A 20,171-nucleotide genomic window follows, 5' to 3' on the forward strand; every position below is an offset into this window, starting at 1 on the left:
GGTTTTATTTTTCCGCTGCGATGCGCGCGGCGGCGGCGCGTAATTTGTCTTTTTTGCTCGGGCGTTGGCCCTTGATGCCGCCGGTAGCGGGCAGATCGGCGGTGGCGTCACTGTCAGTTGCAGGGCTAACCGCCGTTGGTTCAAACCCCGGCACCTGTTCGCGCGGCAGGCTCAAACCCTGACGCTTTTCAATCAAACGCCAATGGGCATCGGTGGCAGCGCTGACAAAGCTCAGCGCCACGCCCTTTTCGCCCGCGCGGCCGGTGCGGCCGATGCGGTGGATATAGTCCAGCGCCGAGCGCGGTAAATCAAAATTCACCACCACCGGCAGTTGCGCGATGTCCAGGCCGCGCGCCGCCACATCGGTGGCCACCACCACCTTCAGGCGTGACGCCTTGAAATCAGCCAGCACTTGTGTGCGCTTGCCCTGGCTCAATTCGCCGTGAAACGGTTCGGCGTTGATGCGGGCCTTGCGCAGCTTGTCGGCCACCATCTCGGCGGCGTGTTTGGTGGCGACAAACACCAGCACCCGGCTCCAGTGGTGTTGCGCCATCAGATGGCGCAACAACTGAGTGCGCTGGGCGGCATCCACTTCAATCACGCGCTGCTCAATATCGGGCTGGGTTTGCGGTTCGGGCGCGACCTCGATGCGCACCGGGTCCCGCAGCAGCACTTGCGCCAGCGTCTGCACCGCGGGCGGAAAAGTCGCCGAGAAAAACAGGTTCTGCCGCTGCACGGGCAGCAAGGCCAGGATGCGGTTCAACTCTTCGGCAAAGCCCAGATCGAGCAAACGGTCGGCTTCATCAAGCACCAGCGTGGCAACACCGCTTAAGCTGAGCGCATTGTGATCAATCAGATCCAGCAAACGCCCCGGCGTCGCGACCACGATGTCGGCACCGCCGCGCAAGCGCAGCATCTGCGGATTGATCGAAACGCCGCCAAAGACGATGGACACCTTCAACGCGCGTGGCAGGTGCTGCCCAAGGAAGCGAATCTCCTCCCCGACCTGGGTGCTGAGCTCGCGCGTGGGCACCAGAATCAGGGCGCGCAGTCGCCGCGGGCTCTGTGGCACCGCGGCTTCGAATTGTTGCAACAGGGGCAAGGCGAACGCCGCCGTCTTGCCCGAGCCGGTTTGCGCCGATGCCAGCAAGTCACGACCTTGCAGCGCGGGCCCCATGGCCACCGCCTGGATCGGCGTCGGCGCAGACCAGGCCTGGTCGCTGATGGCGCGCAACAACGCAGGAGACAAACCGAGTGAAGAAAATGGCATGAGCAGGTGCTGGTTAAATTGAAGGGCGGACCGGGTCGAAGGGTCCAGTTTAAGCGGCAACGCCGCAGGCCGCATAATTGAAACGAAAGCGACCGAACCCTTATGCCACAACCACCCACACTGCCCGAGCACATCACCATTTTCGAGCGCGGCTGGCTCTCGTCCAACAACATTTTGCTGCTTGGCGGCGACACCTGCGCGCTGATTGACAGCGGTTATGTCACCCATGCGCCGCAAACACTCGCGCTGGTGCAGGCGGCGCTGAAAGGTCGAGCGCTCGACGTGCTGGTCAACACCCACCTGCACAGCGACCACTGCGGCGGCAACGCAGCGCTGCAGAGCGCTTACCCGGCGCTCATGACCCATATCCCGCCCGGACAGGCCCGCTTCGTCAGCCACTGGGACCCGCACGCGCTCACCTACACGCCCACCGGGCAGAGTTGCCCACAGTTCCGCTTCGATGCGCTGCTGCTGCCGGGCAGCGAGCTCAGGCTCGGCGACCAGCTGTGGCAGGTGCACGCCGCACCGGGGCACGACCCGCACTCGGTGATTTTGTTTGAACCGGCCTCCCGGACCCTGATTTCAGCCGATGCCTTGTGGGAACGCGGCTTTGGCGTGGTGTTCCCGGAACTCGAAGGACTGGATGCGTTTGACGCCGTCGGCAAAACCATCGATCTGATTGAGTCGCTGGCGCCAAAATGGGTGATTCCGGGGCATGGCAGCGCCTTTGACGGTGTCGAACAATCCATTGCCGTGGCGCGCGCCCGCCTGCACAGCTTTGTCACGCAGCCGGCCAAACACATCAGCTACGCCGCCAAAGTGTTGCTGAAGTTCAAGCTGCTCGAAGTGCAAGCCATCGCGTTGGACGATTTCATCGCCTGGGCCTGCGCCACCCCCTATTTCGCAACGATCTTCAGGCAGCATTTCCCGGAGCTGGATTTCGCGCACGGGATCGAGCAACTGATTGGGGACTTGGTCAAGTCAGGCGCCGCATCGCGGAACGGCGTGATGGTTCGCAACGCCGGATGAAAAAACGGCACCCGAAGGTGCCGTTCCGGCGGGATCAGCAAACTTAGAGGCCAAATAGGCCTCTAGCCACCGTCCCTATTGCGTAAGCAGCTATCTATTTGATATAGACCTTAGACCGCCACAGCCTTGGCCGCGGCCTTCACCTTCAAGCGCCAGCCATGCAGCAGCGGCTCGGTGTAGCCACTCGGTTGGCTCAAGCCCTTGAACACCAGATCGCAGGCGGCCATGTAGGCCATGCTGGTGTCAAAGTGCCCGGCCATGTTCTTGTACAGCGGGTCGCCTGCGTTTTGCTGGTCCACCACCGCCGCCATGCGCTCGAACGTTTCCTTGATCTGCGCCGCGCTCGCCACCCCATGGTGCAGCCAGTTGGCCATGTGCTGGCTGCTGATGCGCAGCGTGGCGCGGTCTTCCATCAAGGCGACGTTGTGGATGTCGGGCACCTTGGAGCAGCCCACGCCCTGGTCGATCCAGCGCACCACGTAGCCCAGGATGCCTTGGGCGTTGTTGTCGAGCTCCTGCTGGATCTCGGCGGCGCTCCAGTTTTTACTGGCCGCCACCGGCACTTGCAGCAGGCCGGTCAGCAGGTTGTCGCGCTGTTTGTCGGCGTTGATCTTTTCCATTTCTTTTTGCACCTCGCTCACCAGCACCTGGTGGTAGTGCAGCGCGTGCAGCGTGGCGCCGGTCGGGCTGGGCACCCAGGCGGTGTTGGCACCGGCGAGCGGGTGAGCGATCTTTTGCTTGAGCATGTCTTTCATCAGGTCCGGCATGGCCCACATGCCTTTGCCGATCTGCGCCTTGCCGCGCAGGCCGCAGGCCAGGCCGACCAGCACGTTGTTGCGCTCGTAAGCCTGAATCCAGGCGCTGGTTTTCATGTCGCCCTTGCGGATCATGGCGCCGCCTTGCATGGCGCTGTGCATCTCGTCGCCGGTGCGGTCCAGGAAGCCGGTGTTGATGAAGGCGACGCGGCTGGCGGCAGCGCCAATGCAGGCTTTCAGGTTGACGCTGGTGCGGCGCTCTTCGTCCATGATGCCGAGCTTGACGGTGCTGTCTCTCAAGCCGAGCATTTTTTCGACCCGGCCAAACAGCTCGTTGGCAAACGCGACTTCCACCGGGCCGTGCATCTTGGGCTTGACGATGTAAACCGAGCCCTTGCGTGAGTTGCGGATGCCATCCTTGGCCGTGCGCTTCAGGTCATGCATGGCGATGGTGGTGGTGACCACGGCGTCCAGAATGCCTTCGGGGATTTCACGTGTAACGCCTGCCTTGTCGGTGTACAGAATGGCCGGGTTGGTCATCAGGTGGCCGACGTTGCGCACAAACATGAGCGAGCGGCCGTGCAACACGACTGGTTTTCCCTTGCCCGCGGGCGGGGTGTAGAGACGGTCGGCATTGAGGCCGCGGGTAAAGGTCTTGCTGCCTTTGGTCACGCTCTCGGTCAACGTGCCTTGCAGGATGCCCAGCCAGTTGCTGTAGGCCAGCACTTTGTCGTCCGCGTCGACGGCGGCGATCGAGTCTTCCAGGTCCAGAATGGTCGAGAGCGCAGCTTCCAACACCAGGTCGCAGACACCGGCGGGGTCGCTGGCACCAATCGGGGTGCTGCGGTTGATGATGATATCCAGGTGCAGGCCGTTGTGCTGCAGCAGCACCGAGCTCGGCGCCTTGGCGTCGCCCTGGTAGCCGACCAATTGCGCCGGGGTTTGCAGGCTGGTGTTGCTGCCATCAAGCAGCTTGACGGCCAGCTTGCCGTCCTTGATGCGGTAGCCGACCGAATCGACATGCGAGCCCTTGCGCAGCGGCGCGGTGCGGTCGAGCACATGGCGCGCGTAGGCAATCACTTTGGCGCCGCGCTTGGGGTTGTAGCCGCCTTTCTTGCCGACTTTTTCACAGCCCTTGGCTTCGTCAATCACGTCCGTGCCATACAGCGCGTCGTACAAACTGCCCCAGCGCGAGTTGGCGGCGTTCAGCGCGTAGCGGGCGTTCAGGATCGGCACCACCAGCTGCGGCCCGGCCTGGATGGCCAGCTCGGCATCGACCTGGGTGGTGGTGATGCGGGCTTTCTTGGGCGCCGGCACCAGGTAGCCGATCTGCTCCAGAAAGGCGCGGTAGGCGCTCATGCTGTTCGGCGCGGCCGTGTCACTCATATTGATGGGGCCGGGGTGGGCCGCGTGCCAGCTATCGAGCTCGGTTTGCAGGCGCTCACGCTCGGCCAGCAAGGCGATGTTCTTCGGCGCCAGATCAGCCACGATGGCGTCAACACCTTTCCAGAATTTGGCCGGGGCGACGCCGGTGCCGGGCAGCACTTGGGTGTCGATGAACTGCTGCAAAACAGTGGCAATTTGCAGGCGGTGCCTGGTGGTACGTTCGGTCATGGTGGGGTGAGTTCTCAAAAAAAGTTGCTGAATAGTGAACACGTCGACAAGCTGTCAGGGGGGCAATGATACAAAACCGGACTTACGCGGGAAAAAATTCCAGCACCGCACGCAGGCTGCCGCCCACACGCGTGGGCTGTGTGCCGAGCTCTTCAAACGGCAGTTGGTAGCGGTTGACCCACAGGGTCTGGTAGCCGTACCAGGTGGCGCCCAGCGCATCCCAGGCATTGCTGCTGACAAAGACGATTTGTTCGGCTTTGAATCCGGTGGCCTGCTCACCCAGCGCATAGGCTTGCGGGTCAGTTTTGTAGAGACGGATCGGGTCGACACTGATGACGTGATCCAGCAGGCCCGCAAAGCCGGCCGACTGCACCGCAGCGTGCAGCATGGGGGCGTCACCGTTGCTCAGGATGCCGGTCGGGATGCCGCGGCCTTTGAGCTCGCGCAACACCGCCAGGTTCTCCGGGAAGGCGCTTAAATGCTGGTACTGCGCCAGCAGTCGCTCGACTTGCTCTCCATGGCGGGCCTTGAAATCCGCCTCCAGATTTATATCAAATTGGCCTGTAGCCGCTGTCGAATAAGCGCCAGTAGATATCTTTTTTATAGCGTAAACAAGGGCCGCACGGGTCAAGGCGCTAAATGGCTGGTAGTGTGCCCCGTGGTTGCTGGTGGTCACGAGCCGGGTGTATTCAATCTGTTTGTCGCGCCACAGCACGCTCAGGGCCAGGCCATGGCCGGGAAATAATTCCTCCGCCAACTGGCCCACGCTGTACACATCAAACAAGGTGCCGTAGGCGTCAAAAAGTACGGCGCGGGGCACGGCGGCAATGGATGAACTGCTATTTGTCATGCGTCACTTTATTCCAGTTCAGAAAACGAGCAAAAAATGGCGCTCGTTAACGCCGATCGATTCTTGACTAGATGCTGCAGAGTTGCTGGCCGAACTCGGATACAGTGCGGGGCAAATGGCGGCGTTGCGCGTCAGTCACGCCGTGACATAAAAGACAATCAATCCTGCGGAAAGCCTGTTTGAAACATAAAAAAAAGATCGTGGGGATCGCCTTGCTGTGCCTGACGCTGGGCAGTGAGGCCCTCACGCTGGGACGCATTCGCGGCGCCGTGCTGATTGGCAAGCCGCTGGATGTGGCAGTTCAGGTGCAGATGGCTGCGGGCGAAGACATGACTTCCTTGTGTTTTGACGCCGACGTGTTTCACGCCGACACGCGGCAGGAGGCCAGTCGCGTGCGGGTGCTGGTCGACGCCTCGACGCAATCCCAAACCGCCAACGTGCGGATATTGTCTTCGGCGCTGGTGAACGAACCGGTCGTTACCGTCTATTTGCGCAGCGGCTGCAGCCAGAAATCAAGCCGGCGCTACGTCTTGCTGGCCGACTTTCCCAGCGAGCTGGCAGCACCGCTGCCCGCCTTGTTGGACGCCCCGTCAGCAACACCTTCGGCACCACCCCCTGTGGCCAGGCGCGTCGTCCCGGCTGAAGCACCCGAACCAGCGGCGCGAACGGAGAACCCCACCCATCGCCCGGCAAAAGAAACCTCCGAGGCCAGCCCCATGGGCGTGACGGCCGGCGCGACGCGCAGGGCCGCGCGAGCGGCGACCCAACCGCGCTTGAGACTCAACTTGCTCGAGCTGATGGAGGCGCGCGAACCAACGCTCAATTTCTCGACTGAACTGTTGACCCAGCCCAGCGGCAACCCGCAGCGTCGATCCGAAGCGGCGGCCCTGTGGCTGGCCTTGAATGCCTCGCCTGAAGAAACCTTGCGTCAGCACGCTCGATCGCTCGCCCTGGAGGCGGACGTTAATGCCTTGAAGGCATTGACCACCAGGAATCAGCGCGATTTGACCGACCTGAGCGCACGCTTGGCGCAGGCGGAGTCGGGGCGTTTTTCCGCCTGGGTTGTTGACGGACTTGTGGCCGGTCTGCTGCTCAGCCTGGCTGCGCTGGCTTTTCTTTGGAATCGCCGTCGCCGTGTTCAGGCCCATGACAACGACTGGTGGAACGGCGCCGTCACTTTGCAGCCACCGGCGACCGAGCCCGGGCCGGCGCCTGACACAAGCCCCATCCCGCGGGCACCAGATCAGTCACCCGGACTGGCCAAGACGTTGGCGCCGGCAGCAGCCGGGTTATGGAAGTCTTCTGCAGTTGCGTCCGACATGGACCTCAGCATGGTCGAGGTAAGTCATTCGGTGACTCATTCGATTTTTGATGATCTCATGCAGTCAGAAGTCGGCCGTGCAACAGCGCCCAACGAGCCCCAGAGACCGGTAGCCGCGGTTGCGGCGCAGGCGGTGAGCAAGGAGGCCGATCAGTCATCCCTGCCCAATCCACCTGCTTTGGACATGCTGGATCTGGACTTGTCTGAGTTGGACATGGGACCTCTTGTCTTCGGACCAGAGGCCATAACAGATGTCGACATTCCGCTCTCGATACCCGATGAGCCGGCTGTGCACCTGACGCAGCCGCGCGAGCAAAAGAATTTGATTGATTTTGATCCGCCGCAAGAGCCGAAACCACGTGGGCCGCGCAGCCACTAGCCGGCACGGCTTGCCAAATCAGCGGGCGAGTTCGTTCCAGTAGAAAAGAGTGGCCCTGGCGCACCCCGGAATCTGGCCGGAGGCTCTAGATATCAGTCGCCGCGTCAAGCATACGCACGCGCGCTTTCTCGACATGGCTGCGCATGGCGCGGCGCGCACCGTCAGCATCATGGCGCTTGATCAGCTCGAAAATCGCGCGGTGCTCATCGAGTGCATCCTGCGTGCGTTGCCACGGCTTCATTTGGGCCATGTGGCGCCACAGGTTGACCGCGTGGCTGACGTCGTACTCCAGTGACTTGAGCACCTTGACCAGGCGGGGATTGGCCGTGGCCTGGGCAATGGTTTCATGAAAGCCGTAATCAAAGTGGTGGGCCACGTCGCCGCGTGCGGTGGCCTTTTCGAAGCCTTCCAGCATTTCCTCCATCCGGGCGAGGTCGGCCGGCTTGCGGCGCAGCGCCGCCAGATGCGCACATTCAGGTTCGATCACCAGCCGCAGCTCCAGCCCGTGAATGATGTGGCTCATGTCCGTCGCGTACCGGCTGGCCGGAATCGCGGGGTCGGGCAGCGTCCCGCAGGCGCGTACATAAGTGCCGGAACCGCGTATGGGCTCCACCAGCCTGTCTTGTCGCAGCCGGTCCAGCGCCTGCCTGACGACGGGCCTGGACACCTGGAAAAAGTGCGCCAGTTGCACTTCCGGCGGCAGGCGCGTGTCCGGTGCGAGCTTGCCCGTCATGATCGAATGAAACAGGCTGTCATACACCCGCTCCGCAAAACGTTCATGGCGCACAGGCTCCAGGCCCAGGCCGGGCATGGCGGACGCGTTTTTGGCCTGGCTTGGCCCCGATGACCCGGCGGCGGCGTCGGCTTTTGACTGTTTCGGCATACGGCGGATTATCGGACGTGGCTTATCCATGACACATCGGTCTTTGAATAAGTAATTCAAATTTACATGTTAATTGGCCTGCCTGGTTGGAAATGAAGCATTGCAAGTCTCCTATTTGTAAATAGAATGGACAACTTCAGTTCCAAACCTGCCAGTTCCATCAGAGTGCCAGCCCTGCCGCTGGTTTGACGCAACCCACAAGAGGCACAGACAAGCATGAAGCAGCATTTCATCAACAACCGTTGGGCGTCCCCGGCATCGGGCGAATCCATTCCCGTCGTTGACCCGTCTGACGGCCAGGTTTTTGAGGCCATTGCGCGCGGCAACACGGCTGACATCGACCAGGCCGTGAGCGCGGCCCGTGCAGCGTATGAAGGTGACTGGGGTCGATTGAGCGCCATGGAGCGCGGGCGGCTGATGCAAAAGCTGGCGCAGAAAATGAGCGACCAGGCGGAAGAACTGGCACAGATCGAGGCGCGAGACTGCGGCAAGCCGGTCAAGCAGGCGCGCGCGGATGCGGCGGCGGTGGCCCGTTATTTCGAGTTTTATGCCGGTGCGGCCGACAAGTTGCTTGGCTACACCATTCCCTACCAGAACGGCTACACCGTGCTCGCCCTCCGCGAGCCGCATGGGGTGACGGGCCACATCATTCCGTGGAACTACCCGATGCAGATTTTCGGCCGCAGCGTCGGCGGGGCCCTCGCTGCCGGCAATGCCTGCGTCGTCAAGCCCGCCGAGGACGCCTGCCTGTCGCTGCTGCGCATTGCGGAGCTTGCCGCTGAAGTGGGCTTTCCTGCGGGCGCGCTCAATATCGTCACCGGCTATGGCCACGAGGTGGGTGATGCACTGGTCAAGCATCCTGGCATTGACCACGTGTCGTTCACCGGCTCGCCCGCCATCGGCAAGGTCGTCGTGCGTGCCGCGGCTGAAAACCACACCCCCGTCACGCTGGAACTGGGCGGCAAGTCGCCGCAAATCGTTTTTGCCGATACCGACTTCGACGCCATGCTGCCGGTGGTGGTCAATGCCATCGTGCAGAACGCCGGCCAGACCTGCTCGGCAGGCAGTCGCCTGCTGGTCGAGCGCAAGGCCTATGAAGAAGTGCTGGCCCGGCTGTCCAAGGCCTTTTCGCAATTGCAGGTCGGCCCCTCGAGCATGGACCTCGATTGCGGGCCCTTGATTCGCCAGACCCAGTTGCAGCGTGTCGCCGGCTTCCTCGAAGAAGCCGGGCGCGATGGTCTCGCCATTGCGGGCCAGGGACGGATCGTGGCTGATGCGCCGTCCACCGGTTTTTACCAGGCGCCCACGCTGGTGCGTGACGTGCCGCCAGCGCACCGCCTGGCGCAGGAAGAAGTGTTTGGCCCGGTTATTGCCGCCATGCCTTTTGACGATGAAGCCGGTGCCGTGAAGCTGGCCAACGGCACCGCCTATGGCCTGGTGTCGAGCATCTGGACGCGCGATGGCGCACGGCAGATGCGGCTGGCGCGCAAGGTGCGCTCCGGCCAGGTGTTCATCAACAACTACGGCGCCGGTGGCGGTGTCGAGCTTCCCTTCGGCGGCGTCAAGGCCAGCGGCTATGGCCGCGAGAAAGGCTTTGAGGCGCTCTACGGCTTCACCGTTCTCAAGACGATTGCCATCAAGCACGACTGAACGACGCTTTGACGCTGCCGCCGCAAGCGGTGGCAGCGATGCCCGAATTTCCATTTATTGATCAGGAGACATTTCATGCGTGTTAACAACAAAGTCATCATCGTCACGGGCGCCGGCGGCGGCATTGGCGAGGGTATTGCCAAGCGGCTGGCAGCCGAAGGTGCCAAGGTCGTTGTCAACGACATCAACCGCACGGCGGGCGAAAAGGTCGTGGGCGACATCACCCAAGCCGGCGGCGCAGCCGCTTTCTTCGCAGCCGACGTGACCCAATCGCTCGACATGAAAGCGCTGGTGGAGTTCGCCATGCAGTGTTACGGCAGGCTGGACGTGATGGTCAACAACGCCGGCTGGACGCACCGCAACCGTCCCGCACTGGAAGTCAGCGAAGACGAGTTCGACAAATGCTTCGCGGTGAACATGAAGAGCATCTACCTGTCCACCATTCACGCGGTGCCGGTGTTCCGCGCCAATGGCGGCGGCAGCTTCATCAACATTGCCTCGACGGCGGGCGTGCGTCCGCGCCCGGGACTGACTTGGTACAACGGCTCCAAGGGCGCGGTGATCACCACGTCGAAGTCACTCGCCGCAGAGCTGGGCCCGGACAACATTCGGGTGAACTGCATCAATCCGGTGTTCAACCCCGACACCGGCCTGGCCACCGAGTTTGCCGGCGGTCCGCTGGACGATGCGCGCCGAAACAAATTCCTGGCCACGATTCCGCTGGGCCGCTTTTCCACCGCGCTTGACGTCGCCAATGCCGCGCTGTACCTGTCCAGCGACGAAGCCACCTTTATCTCGGGCGTGTGTATTGAAGTTGACGGCGCGCGCTGCGTTTAAGGGCCATTCAAGAGCGCCTGTCGCATCGCCATCATCCCGGGCGACGGCATCGGCCTGAAGCTTGACCACTCTGATTTCGCTTCGTCAGAAAAACAAAAAAGCGGCCTTTTTGAGGGGCCGCTTTTCGCGAATTACCTTGCCAACCGGTTGACTGACAAGGGAATATTTTGGTGGCCCGGGGCGGAATCGAACCACCGACACAAGGATTTTCAATCCTCTGCTCTACCGACTGAGCTACCAGGCCAAGCCGCAAATTATAGCAGCATCTCCGCCCTCATCGAGACCCCACAGGTCAGGCGCCGTTGCGTTTTCCACGCGTCAAATCAACGCCTAATTGTTTCAGCTTGCGATAAAGGTGGGTTCTTTCAAGGCCGGTCTTTTCTGCCACCCGAGTCATGGAGCCGTTTTCTTTGCCCAGGTGGTATTCAAAGTACGCTTTTTCAAATTCGTCGCGCGACTCACGCAAAGGCTTGTCGAGCATGAAGGTTTGCTGCGACGGCGGCAACACATCTGCCGCGACAAGGCCCGATGGCGCGGCCGTGGCACCTACATCTGCCAGCGGCAAGTCAGGCAATGCCATGAGAGGCGCCACCAACTTGCGAATCGCACCACGCGCCAATCCCTGTTCGACCGCCTTGAGCAGCTTCTGCAGGGTAATCGGTTTTTCCAGAAATGCCAGCGCACCGATCTTGGTAGCCTCCACGGCCGTGTCAATGGTGGCGTGTCCGCTCATCATGATGACAGGCATGGTCAAAACACCGGTGGCTGACCACTCCTTGAGCAGCGTCACCCCATCGGTGTCGGGCATCCAGATATCGAGCAGCACCAGATCGGGCCGCTCACGCAAACGGGCAGCACGGGCTTGCGCCGCGTTTTCAGCCACTTCGACGCTATGCCCCTCGTCGTTCAGAATTTCCCATAACAGGTCGCGGATGCCGAGCTCGTCGTCAACCACCAGAATGTTTGCCATGATTACGCGCGTTCCTTGGGTATGCAAGAGTCGCCCGGCTCGCCCGGCGCGACATTCTCTGTGGCGAATGATAACGACACTTGCGCACCCAGCGTTTGGCCGTCCGCGACCCGGTTGGCGATATCCACGCGGGCACCATGTTCATCCGCAATTTTTTTGACGACCGCCAGGCCCAGACCAGTGCCCTTGGGCTTGGTCGTGACGTAGGGCTCAAACGCGCGTTTAAGAATACTGTCTGGAAATCCTGTGCCGCAGTCAAGCACGCTCAGGCGAGCCAGGCCGGCGTTCTCAAGCCACTGGGTTCTGATAATCACCGGATGCTCGGCGTCGGTGTTGCCAGCCGATTCCGAGGCATCCTGTGCGTTCTGCAGCAGGTTGTGCATCACTTGACGCAGCTGCTGTGCATCGCCCATGATGGTTGGAACGGATGGATCAAGCTCCATCTGTACGGGCACCGGCGAAGTCTCGCTGGCATACAGCTGCAACACGTCGGTCACCAGCGCATTCAAATCGACCGGCCTGAGTTCTGCCGCTGGGAGCCGTGCATAGTCGCGGAATTCGTTGACCAGACGCTTCATGGCGTCCACCTGCGTAACGATGGTTTTGACTGACTTGGTCAGCAGCGCCTGCTCAGGTGGCGCGATCTTGCCGGTCAGCTTCATCTCCAGCCGTTCGGCTGACAACTGGATCGGGGTCAGTGGGTTTTTGATCTCATGCGCCAATCGGCGGGCCACTTCACCCCACGCCTGGGCCCGTTGGGCGGACACGATTTCAGAGATGTCATCAAAGACCAGGAGCCGTGTGGCCCCCGGCAGCGAGGCGCCACGCGCTACCAAAACAAGAGCGTTGCTGGGCTGCCGTCCGGCCAGGTTGGTCACACCATTGCCAAGTTCGAAGGACTGCTGCCAATGGTCGAACCTGTGTTGGTCGTTGGATGCCAGAAACGAATCAAACTGCGCCTGAACGCTGGCGGCAAAGGTTTGCAGACCCTCAATGTCGCTCAAGCGCTGACCCTCGTAGGCCGCCAGCGGCACCCGGAGAATACGTGTGGCACCCGGATTGGAGGACACAATAACGCCTTGTGCATCGAGCACGATCACGCCAGCCGTGAGGTTGTCGAGAATGGTTTGCAAATTGGCGCGCGCGGAGTTCACCTGCTGCATGCTGGCCTGCACCGCCTGCCGAGCGTCTGAAAGCTGTTGTGTCATGTCGGCAAAGGAACGGGTCAAACCATCGAGTTCGTCGCGCCCCTGCAGCGACGCCTTGGGCGTCAAATCTCCCGCAGCCACCTGGCTCACGCCGTCGGCCAGCAAGAGCAGCGGGCGTGCAATCTGATTGCCCAGCACAACGGCTAGCAGGACCGCGCCAAATACGGCCAGAAACAGACTCAGCGTCAAGGTGCCGATGTACATGCGACGCAGCCCCTCACGCGCCAGCGCCCGTTCCTGATACTCTTGGTTGGCTTGCGTGACCGCCAGCGCATTGGCTACCAAAGTGGAAGGCAATGTTTGGGACACCAGGAGAAAACGCGGCTGTTCCAGCAAACCCAGGCTGTTGCTCGACACCAGAACCAAGGCCTTGATCCGGGCATTCACCACCACGCCCGGCACCCAATCATCGAGCCCCTCAATCCAGGTGATGAACTTTTGAGCACGCGCGCTGCGAAACTGCTGCTGGCTGGGTCGCTCCGGATTGAGTTGATAACGGGACTGGCCGGCGGCGGCAATCAGCTGTCCGGCAGCGCTCCACAGCAACACATCACTCTCACCCAACTGTTCGCGCACACGCTCCAGCGGCAAGGCGGCACTGACATCGGGCGTATTGGCCAGTTGTGAGGCGGCACCACGGGCTTTGCTGGCCAGGTCACTGGACAGTGCCTCCAGCGTGGCACGGCCGAGATTGAGACCTGCGTCCAGCGCCCCTTCCACCTTGACGTCGAACCAGCTTTCAATCGAGCGCGACACAAACTGATAGGAAACCACATAAATCAGAACGCCCGGGGCAAACCCCGCCAGCGCAAAAATCGCGGCCAGTTTGACCAGCAAGCGGCTGCCAAATTTACCCTGCCGCAAGCGCTTGACCAATCGGTAGGCGATCCAGACGATGACCATCAGCAACAGACTGGCCACCACCACGTTCAGAACGAAAAGTCGCGCGTAATTGCGCTCGTACATGTCACGATTGGTCGTCGCTTGCGTCAGCAGAAACAGCAGCACCAACCCAACAACCACCATGACGACCAGACCAACGCCCACAGTCCAGCGCAGCGTGCGCGAATTCCTCAGGGAGAATCGACCAGCAGGTTCAATGCTGGGGCCAACATGGCTCACGGAGCCGTCTCCAGCGTCAAGGCTCGACGTGAAAAGACCGAGATATCCCAATCGGTCTGACCCAAGGTGCCAATCTGCAACGGACGCGGCAGTTGGAACACATCCAGGCCGAAACGAAATTCGACCAGGTGGTGTTGCTCCGGGTCAATGTCAGAGACCTCGGCAATTTTCCAGCGCGACAAGCGTTGCACGGCCGCCAAGGCGTCGGGCAAGGTATCGAAGTTCTGATTCAGCGCGAGGCCCAACCCGGCATTGGTAATTTGACCGGAGGCCACGTTGAGGCGCCAGCGTCGGGTCAGCGGCTGATAGGCCAGGCGCATATGACGCTCAGCATGCACCACTTTTTTGTTCGTCCAATACCAGCGTTCGCGCAAGATATCCGCCTCGGCCACGAAAATCATGGCCACCCCTTTGAGCAGTGCGTCTTCAACCGCTGCAGACAGCTCGAATTGAACGCCGGCAGAAAGAACAATAGCGTCGCCCGCTCGCTCCACCTTGATGCTGGAAATTTCAGCCGGCCGCGTTTGCGCCCGAGCGGGGCCCACCGAACCCCACACCAAGCAGGTACAGGCCAGCAGCCCGATCAGGTCAAGCCGCGCGTTTCTCAAGCAGTGCGTAATAAAAGCCGTCATGGTCACCGATTGGATTGTCCGGGACGGCGTCGCCAGTCACCCGGTTAACTGGCAATAAATGCCCCGGCGAAGGCAGTAAACTGGCTTCGGTGTTGTGTGCAAGAAACGTTTGTATCTGATTCCCGCCCTCCGCTCTGAAAACGGAACAGGTGCAATACAAGAGCCGGCCACCCGGCTTGAGCACTTGCCACAGGGCTTTGAGCAGCCTGGCCTGCGTTGCGACCAGTTGGGCGATGTCCGACTCGCGCCGTAACCAGCGCACGTCGGGGTGCCGTCGCACAATGCCAGACGCAGTACAGGGCGCATCCAGCAAAATGGCGTCAAAAAGCTGACCATCCCACCAGGCTGAAACGTTGGCCGCGTCAGCCACCAGCACCCGTGCCTCTAGTCCCAGGCGTTGCAGCGTTTGATGAATTCGCTCGCAGCGCGCGGGATCAACATCCAGCGCCGTGACCTTGCCCTCGGTTATCTCCAGCAGGTGCGCGGTTTTCCCGCCTGGGGCGGCACAGGCATCCAGTATCTGCGGCGATCCAGCCGCCGCCAAGCCCGACAGGAGCAGCGGTGCAGCCAACTGCGCGGCAGCGTCCTGTACCGAAAACAGGCCCTCGGCAAAGCCGGGTAAGGCCTGCACTGGCTTGGCTTGTTCAAGCGTCACACCCGAGCTTCCCGCAGCGCTGGCATTCAAGCCGGCATCTTTGAGCAACTGCAAGTAGGGCAACACGGCGGACCGTCTCAGGTTCATCCGCAGGGTCATGGGTGCGTGACGGTTATTGGCCGCAAGAATGCTTTGCCACTGGTCCGGCCAGTCCTTCTGGAGCCGTTTGATCCACCACAGGGGGTGATTCCACAACGCCACCGGATTTTGATCGGTGAGTTGCACCAAGGTGTCACGCTCACGCAAGAATCGACGCAAGCAGGCATTGATAAAACGGGCCTGGGGCTGGGTTGCCGGACTTCTTTTGGCGGCTTCCACCGTCTGATTGACCAGGGTAAACACCTCATACGGCGCATCCTGCTCACGCCACGCCAGCGCCAACGCAGTGCAGAGTAACGCGTCGGCGGGCGGCGGCGGACTACGGGGCGCAAGCAACTGGCGCAGAGCTTCAGCGCGCCCGAGTGAGCGCAGCGCATGGAAAACCAGTGACTGCACGCCTGGCCGCAAATCGGCCGTCACCCCTTCCAGCGCAGCCGTTGCAGACATGCCGGCGCGTACGCCCAGCAAAACAGCGGCTACCGCCTGCAGCTGTCGCCACAAAGGAATTTTTTGTTCACTTGCATTCGTTGTCAAAGTTGCACCTGCTGCGTCAGCACGAGACCACATGCCCCGGTCCGGTGGGCACCGTCAAGATTTGCAAAAAAAACGCCTCAAGCCCGCACCAAACGGGCTTGAGGCGCTATGTTTAACATAGCAATCCGATCTTACTCGGCTGCTGCTCCTTCATTGGCTTCCGTTGCCTCTGCCTGACCCGCCAGTTCGGCGGCTTCTGCCTCGGCAATGGCCCGGCGCTCAGTGTCGTCCATGTTCTCGCGAACCTTGCGGGCTTCGTGATAAGCCATGCCGGTACCGGCAGGAATCAGTCGACCCACAATGACGTTTTCTTTCAAGCCGCGCAATTCGTCGCGCTTACCCATGATGGCCGCTTCAGTCAGCACCCGCGTGGTTTCCTGGAAGGATGCCGCACTGATGAAACTGTCGGTCGACAAGGATGCCTTGGTAATACCCAGCAGCAGATTGGTAAAGCGCGCTGGAATCTTGCCGTCGGCGCGCAAGGCGTCATTGGTATTGAGAATTTCCGAGCGCTCCACTTGCTCTCCGTTGATATAGGTGGAGTCACCAGCATTCTCGACCACGACCCGGCGCAACATCTGGCGAACAATCACTTCGATGTGCTTGTCATTGATCTTCACACCCTGCAAACGGTACACGTCCTGCACCTCGTCAACAATGTAGCGTGCCAGTTCCTCGGAGCCGAGCAATCGCAAGATGTCCTGCGGATCAGCCGGACCATCGACCACGCTTTCGCCCTTGTTGACGACCTGGCCTTCGTGCACGATGATGTTTTTCTCCTTGGGCACCAAGTCTTCCCAGACAGCGCCATCCGGATCGGTGATCTGCAGGCGAATCTTGCCTTTGGTTTCCTTGCCAAAAGACACGGTTCCCGTCATTTCAGCCAAAACGCCCTTGTCTTTGGGCGACCGGGCTTCAAACAGCTCGGCAACCCGCGGCAAGCCGCCGGTAATATCGCGGGTTTTTTGGCCCTCGATAGGAATCCGTGCCAGCACTTCGCCTGGGCTCACATCCTGACCGTCGCGCACCTGAACCAGCGCACCAATCGGGAAGCCGATGGTCACGGAATGGTCGGTGCCGGGAATCTTGACCTCGTTGCCGCTCGCATCAATCAACTTGACGATCGGACGGATGACCTTGGCCGAACCGCGGTGTTTCGGATCGATCACCACCATGGTGGACAAACCGGTCACCTCGTCCACCTGTTTGGCCACCGTCAGGCCTTCTTCGACATTTTCGAAATGGGCCTTACCCGCAAACTCGGTAATGATCGGTCGCGTCAAAGGATCCCAATTGGCCAGGATCGCGCCCGACTTGATGGTCTGATCCGCTTTCACGGCCAACACGGCGCCATACGGCACCTTGTGACGTTCACGCTCACGGCCATGCTCGTCATGGATGACGATCTCGCCGGAACGGGAAATCACCACCAATTCCTTTTTGCCATTCGTCACATAACGCATCGTGGCGTTGAAGCCGATGTTGCCGTTGGACTTGGCTTCCACGCTGGACGCGATGGCCGCACGCGAGGCGGCCCCGCCAATGTGGAAGGTACGCATGGTCAACTGCGTACCGGGCTCACCGATGGATTGCGCGGCAATCACACCCACCGCTTCGCCCCCGTTGACCAAGCCGCCCCGACCCAGATCGCGGCCGTAGCATTTGGCGCAAATACCAAAACGAGTCTCGCAAGTCAGCGCCGTGCGCACTTTGACTTCATCGACGCCCGCCACCTCAAGCTCATCGATCTGGTCTTCGTCGAGCATCGTGCCGGCCGGAGCCAGCACGGAACGATTCTCCGGATGCAACACATCATCGGCCGCCGTACGACCCAGAATACGATCACGCAACGACTCTATGACTTCACCGCCTTCGACGATGGCGCGCATCAGGTAACCGCTGTGCGTGCCACAGTCCTGTTCGGTCACGACCAGATCCTGCGTCACATCGACCAGACGACGCGTCAGGTAACCCGAGTTGGCTGTCTTCAAGGCCGTGTCGGCAAGACCTTTTCGTGCGCCGTGGGTGGAAATAAAGTATTCCAGCACGTTCAGGCCCTCGCGGAAGTTCGCGGTGATCGGCGTCTCAATGATGGAGCCGTCGGGCTTGGCCATCAGGCCCCGCATGCCGGCCACCTGACGAATCTGCGCTGGCGAACCGCGCGCACCGGAATCCGCCATCATGTAGATGGAGTTAAAGGACTCCTGCTGTACCTGCTGGCCATGACGATCCGTGACAATTTCCTTGGACAACTGAGCCATCATGACCTTGGACACCTCGTCGCCGGCCTTGCCCCAGATGTCCACCACCTTGTTATAGCGCTCGCCTGAAGTCACCAGACCCGAGGTGTACTGCTGCGCAATTTCCTTGACCTCTTGCTCGGCTTGCTCAATGATGCCCGGCTTTTCGGTCGGCACCAACATATCATCAAGACAGATCGAGATACCGGCCTTGGTGGCCAGCCGGAAACCATATTGCAGCAACTTGTCGGCAAACACCACGGTCTCTTTGAGACCGCATTTGCGGAACGACACATTGATCAGCTTGGAAATTTCTTTCTTCTTCAGCGCCTTGTTCACGTTTTCAAAAGGCAGGCCCTTGGGCAAAATTTCCGACAACAAGGCGCGTCCTGCGGTGGTTTCCCACAGCTTGGTCGAAGGCACCAATTCGCCGGTCTGCTTGTCCTTGATGTACTCGGTCAGCCGCACATTGATACGGGAGTTCAGTTCCACCGCACCGCCATCGAACGCGCGCTGCACTTCACCGACGTCGGCGAAAATCAGGCCCTCACCCTTGCCATTGATACGCTCCCGGGTTGTGTAATACAAGCCCAGCACCACGTCTTGCGAGGGCACAATCGACGGCTCGCCGTTGGACGGGAACAGCACATTGTTGGACGCAAGCATCAACGTGCGGCATTCCACTTGCGCTTCCACCGACAACGGCACGTGAACCGCCATCTGGTCACCGTCAAAGTCGGCATTGAATGCAGCGCAAACCAGCGGGTGCAGTTGAATCGCCTTGCCTTCAATCAAGATGGGCTCAAACGCCTGAATGCCCAAACGGTGCAGGGTTGGCGCACGGTTCAGCATCACAGGGTGCTCTTTGATCACCTCTTCCAGGATGTCCCACACCACCGGGGTGCCGGATTCAACTTCCTTCTTGGCCGCCTTGATGGTGGTCGCAATGCCCATGGCTTCCAGGCGCGCGAAGATGAAAGGCTTGAACAATTCAAGCGCCATCAGCTTGGGCAAGCCGCACTGATGGAGTTTGAGCGTGGGGCCCACCACAATCACGGAACGACCCGAGTAATCGACCCGTTTACCGAGCAAATTCTGACGGAAACGTCCCGATTTGCCTTTGATCATGTCGGCCAGCGACTTGAGGGCACGCTTGTTGGCGCCGGTCATGGCTTTGCCGCGACGGCCGTTGTCGAGCAGCGAATCCACGGCTTCTTGCAGCATGCGCTTTTCATTGCGGGCAATGATCTCGGGCGCCTTCAATTCAAGCAAACGACGCAGACGGCTGTTGCGGTTGATCACGCGACGATACAAGTCGTTCAGATCGGAGGTGGCGAAACGGCCACCGTCCAGCGGCACCAGGGGACGCAAGTCCGGTGGCAACACGGGCAACACTTCGAGCACCATCCACTCCGGCTTGATGCCGGATTTTTTGAACGCTTCAAGCAATTTGAGTCGCTTGGTGTTCTTCTTGATCTTCAGCTCGGAGCCCGTGGGGTCGTTACGCAGCCGCTCGATCGAACCATCAATATCAAGGCTCTGAAGCAAATCTTTAATGCCCTCAGCGCCCATCTTGGCCTGAAACTCGTCGCCATATTCCTTGAATTTGGCGTCAAAGTCATCTTCGGACATGATGCTGAATTTTTTCAGCGGCGTCATGCCCGGATCGGTCACAACATAGGCTTCAAAATACAGCACGCGTTCGATGTCACGCAAGGTCATGTCGAGCACCAGGCCCAGACGCGACGGCAGCGATTTCAGGAACCAGATATGGGCACAAGGTGCCGCCAGGTCGATGTGGCCCATGCGCTCGCGACGCACTTTGGTCTGGGTCACTTCAACGCCGCACTTTTCACAGATCACGCCACGGTGCTTGAGGCGCTTGTACTTGCCGCACAAGCATTCGTAGTCCTTGATGGGTCCGAAAATCTTGGCGCAAAACAGACCATCCCGCTCGGGCTTGAAGGTGCGGTAGTTGATGGTTTCCGGCTTTTTGACTTCGCCGAACGACCACGAACGGATCTTCTCGGGAGAAGCCATGCCAATCTTGATGGCATTGAAATGCTCATCCGGCGTGAACTGCTTGAACAGGTCGAGTAATGATTTCATGACGCTAATTCCTT

The 20,171-nt window shown here is 60.5% G+C and carries 13 protein-coding genes and 1 tRNA gene; 4 read left to right on the forward strand and 10 right to left on the reverse strand.

All coding sequences use genetic code 11. The features are described 5' to 3' along the window. Positions 1 to 4: 4 nt before the first annotated feature. Positions 5 to 1,270, reverse strand: a complete 1,266-nt coding sequence (locus tag RFER_RS18125) for a DEAD/DEAH box helicase (protein ID WP_011465846.1) — start codon at positions 1,268 to 1,270, stop codon at positions 5 to 7. Between the two features lie 102 nt (positions 1,271 to 1,372). On the opposite strand from RFER_RS18125, the gene RFER_RS18130 reads away from it, so the two are divergent. Next, entirely contained in the window at positions 1,373 to 2,299 is a 927-nt protein-coding gene (locus RFER_RS18130; protein ID WP_011465847.1) for an MBL fold metallo-hydrolase, read from the forward strand. 110 nt (positions 2,300 to 2,409) lie between these two features. Here the strand turns inward: RFER_RS18130 and RFER_RS18135 are convergent, their stop codons facing one another. Beyond that, a complete protein-coding gene (locus tag RFER_RS18135; protein WP_011465848.1) occupies positions 2,410 to 4,668 on the reverse strand; it encodes a malate synthase G in 2,259 nt (752 codons plus the stop codon). An 82-nt stretch (positions 4,669 to 4,750) separates the two neighbouring features. Then, on the reverse strand, positions 4,751 to 5,518 hold the full coding sequence (locus RFER_RS18140) for a haloacid dehalogenase type II (RefSeq protein ID WP_011465849.1): 768 nt from the start codon (positions 5,516 to 5,518) through the stop codon (positions 4,751 to 4,753). Positions 5,519 to 5,697: 179 nt separating this feature from the next. On the opposite strand from RFER_RS18140, the gene RFER_RS18145 reads away from it, so the two are divergent. Further along, positions 5,698 to 7,218, forward strand: coding sequence for a hypothetical protein (locus RFER_RS18145; RefSeq protein ID WP_041790951.1), 1,521 nt, complete (start codon positions 5,698 to 5,700; stop codon positions 7,216 to 7,218). 85 nt (positions 7,219 to 7,303) lie between these two features. On the opposite strand, the gene RFER_RS18150 is transcribed toward RFER_RS18145, so the two are convergent. Beyond that, entirely contained in the window at positions 7,304 to 8,101 is a 798-nt protein-coding gene (locus RFER_RS18150; protein WP_041790953.1) for a FadR/GntR family transcriptional regulator, read from the reverse strand. 216 nt (positions 8,102 to 8,317) lie between these two features. Between RFER_RS18150 and RFER_RS18155 the strand changes: the two genes are divergently transcribed. Both RFER_RS18155 and RFER_RS18160 read left to right on the forward strand, forming a co-directional pair. Beyond that, positions 8,318 to 9,751: an aldehyde dehydrogenase family protein gene (locus RFER_RS18155; RefSeq protein ID WP_011465852.1), complete on the forward strand. Its 1,434-nt coding sequence runs from the start codon at positions 8,318 to 8,320 to the stop codon at positions 9,749 to 9,751. Between the two features lie 75 nt (positions 9,752 to 9,826). Continuing rightward, positions 9,827 to 10,588 (forward strand): SDR family oxidoreductase, encoded by a 762-nt coding sequence (locus RFER_RS18160; RefSeq protein ID WP_011465853.1) that lies wholly within the window; start codon positions 9,827 to 9,829, stop codon positions 10,586 to 10,588. Between the two features lie 168 nt (positions 10,589 to 10,756). Here the strand turns inward: RFER_RS18160 and RFER_RS18165 are convergent. From RFER_RS18165 to rpoC, 6 genes are all read right to left on the reverse strand, one after another. Continuing rightward, a tRNA-Phe gene (locus tag RFER_RS18165) sits at positions 10,757 to 10,832 on the reverse strand. 48 nt (positions 10,833 to 10,880) lie between these two features. Continuing rightward, on the reverse strand, positions 10,881 to 11,558 hold the full coding sequence (locus RFER_RS18170) for a response regulator (RefSeq protein WP_011465854.1): 678 nt from the start codon (positions 11,556 to 11,558) through the stop codon (positions 10,881 to 10,883). A 2-nt stretch (positions 11,559 to 11,560) separates the two neighbouring features. After that, positions 11,561 to 13,888: a sensor histidine kinase gene (locus RFER_RS18175; protein WP_011465855.1), complete on the reverse strand. Its 2,328-nt coding sequence runs from the start codon at positions 13,886 to 13,888 to the stop codon at positions 11,561 to 11,563. After that, the gene (locus RFER_RS18180; protein ID WP_085998765.1) at positions 13,885 to 14,520 is read right to left on the reverse strand and encodes a DUF4390 domain-containing protein; all 636 of its coding nucleotides are present in this window, start codon (positions 14,518 to 14,520) and stop codon (positions 13,885 to 13,887) included. The genes RFER_RS18175 and RFER_RS18180 overlap by 4 nt, the downstream gene beginning before the upstream one ends. Continuing rightward, positions 14,477 to 15,841, reverse strand: coding sequence for a 16S rRNA (cytosine(967)-C(5))-methyltransferase RsmB (gene rsmB / locus RFER_RS18185; protein WP_011465857.1), 1,365 nt, complete (start codon positions 15,839 to 15,841; stop codon positions 14,477 to 14,479). The genes RFER_RS18180 and rsmB overlap by 44 nt, the downstream gene beginning before the upstream one ends. A 98-nt stretch (positions 15,842 to 15,939) precedes the next feature. After that, on the reverse strand, positions 15,940 to 20,157 hold the full coding sequence (rpoC, locus tag RFER_RS18190; protein ID WP_011465858.1) for a DNA-directed RNA polymerase subunit beta': 4,218 nt from the start codon (positions 20,155 to 20,157) through the stop codon (positions 15,940 to 15,942). Positions 20,158 to 20,171 lie beyond the last annotated feature (14 nt).

It is taken from the genome of Rhodoferax ferrireducens T118 (genome assembly GCF_000013605.1).
In the GTDB taxonomy this organism is placed as follows: domain Bacteria; phylum Pseudomonadota; class Gammaproteobacteria; order Burkholderiales; family Burkholderiaceae_C; genus Rhodoferax; species Rhodoferax ferrireducens.

Bases quoted from the DNA above. Each gene is read 5' to 3' on its own strand.
- RFER_RS18155 (WP_011465852.1), top strand. From the start codon at position 8,318: ATGAAGCAGCATTTCATCAACAACCGTTGGGCGTCCCCGGCATCGGGC.
- rpoC (WP_011465858.1), bottom strand. From the start codon at position 20,157: ATGAAATCATTACTCGACCTGTTCAAGCAGTTCACGCCGGATGAGCAT.
- rsmB (WP_011465857.1), bottom strand. From the start codon at position 15,841: ATGTGGTCTCGTGCTGACGCAGCAGGTGCAACTTTGACAACGAATGCA.
- RFER_RS18170 (WP_011465854.1), bottom strand. From the start codon at position 11,558: ATGGCAAACATTCTGGTGGTTGACGACGAGCTCGGCATCCGCGACCTG.
- RFER_RS18140 (WP_011465849.1), bottom strand. From the start codon at position 5,518: ATGACAAATAGCAGTTCATCCATTGCCGCCGTGCCCCGCGCCGTACTT.
- RFER_RS18130 (WP_011465847.1), top strand. From the start codon at position 1,373: ATGCCACAACCACCCACACTGCCCGAGCACATCACCATTTTCGAGCGC.
- RFER_RS18180 (WP_085998765.1), bottom strand. From the start codon at position 14,520: ATGACGGCTTTTATTACGCACTGCTTGAGAAACGCGCGGCTTGACCTG.
- RFER_RS18160 (WP_011465853.1), top strand. From the start codon at position 9,827: ATGCGTGTTAACAACAAAGTCATCATCGTCACGGGCGCCGGCGGCGGC.
- RFER_RS18125 (WP_011465846.1), bottom strand. From the start codon at position 1,270: ATGCCATTTTCTTCACTCGGTTTGTCTCCTGCGTTGTTGCGCGCCATC.
- RFER_RS18135 (WP_011465848.1), bottom strand. From the start codon at position 4,668: ATGACCGAACGTACCACCAGGCACCGCCTGCAAATTGCCACTGTTTTG.
- RFER_RS18150 (WP_041790953.1), bottom strand. From the start codon at position 8,101: ATGCCGAAACAGTCAAAAGCCGACGCCGCCGCCGGGTCATCGGGGCCA.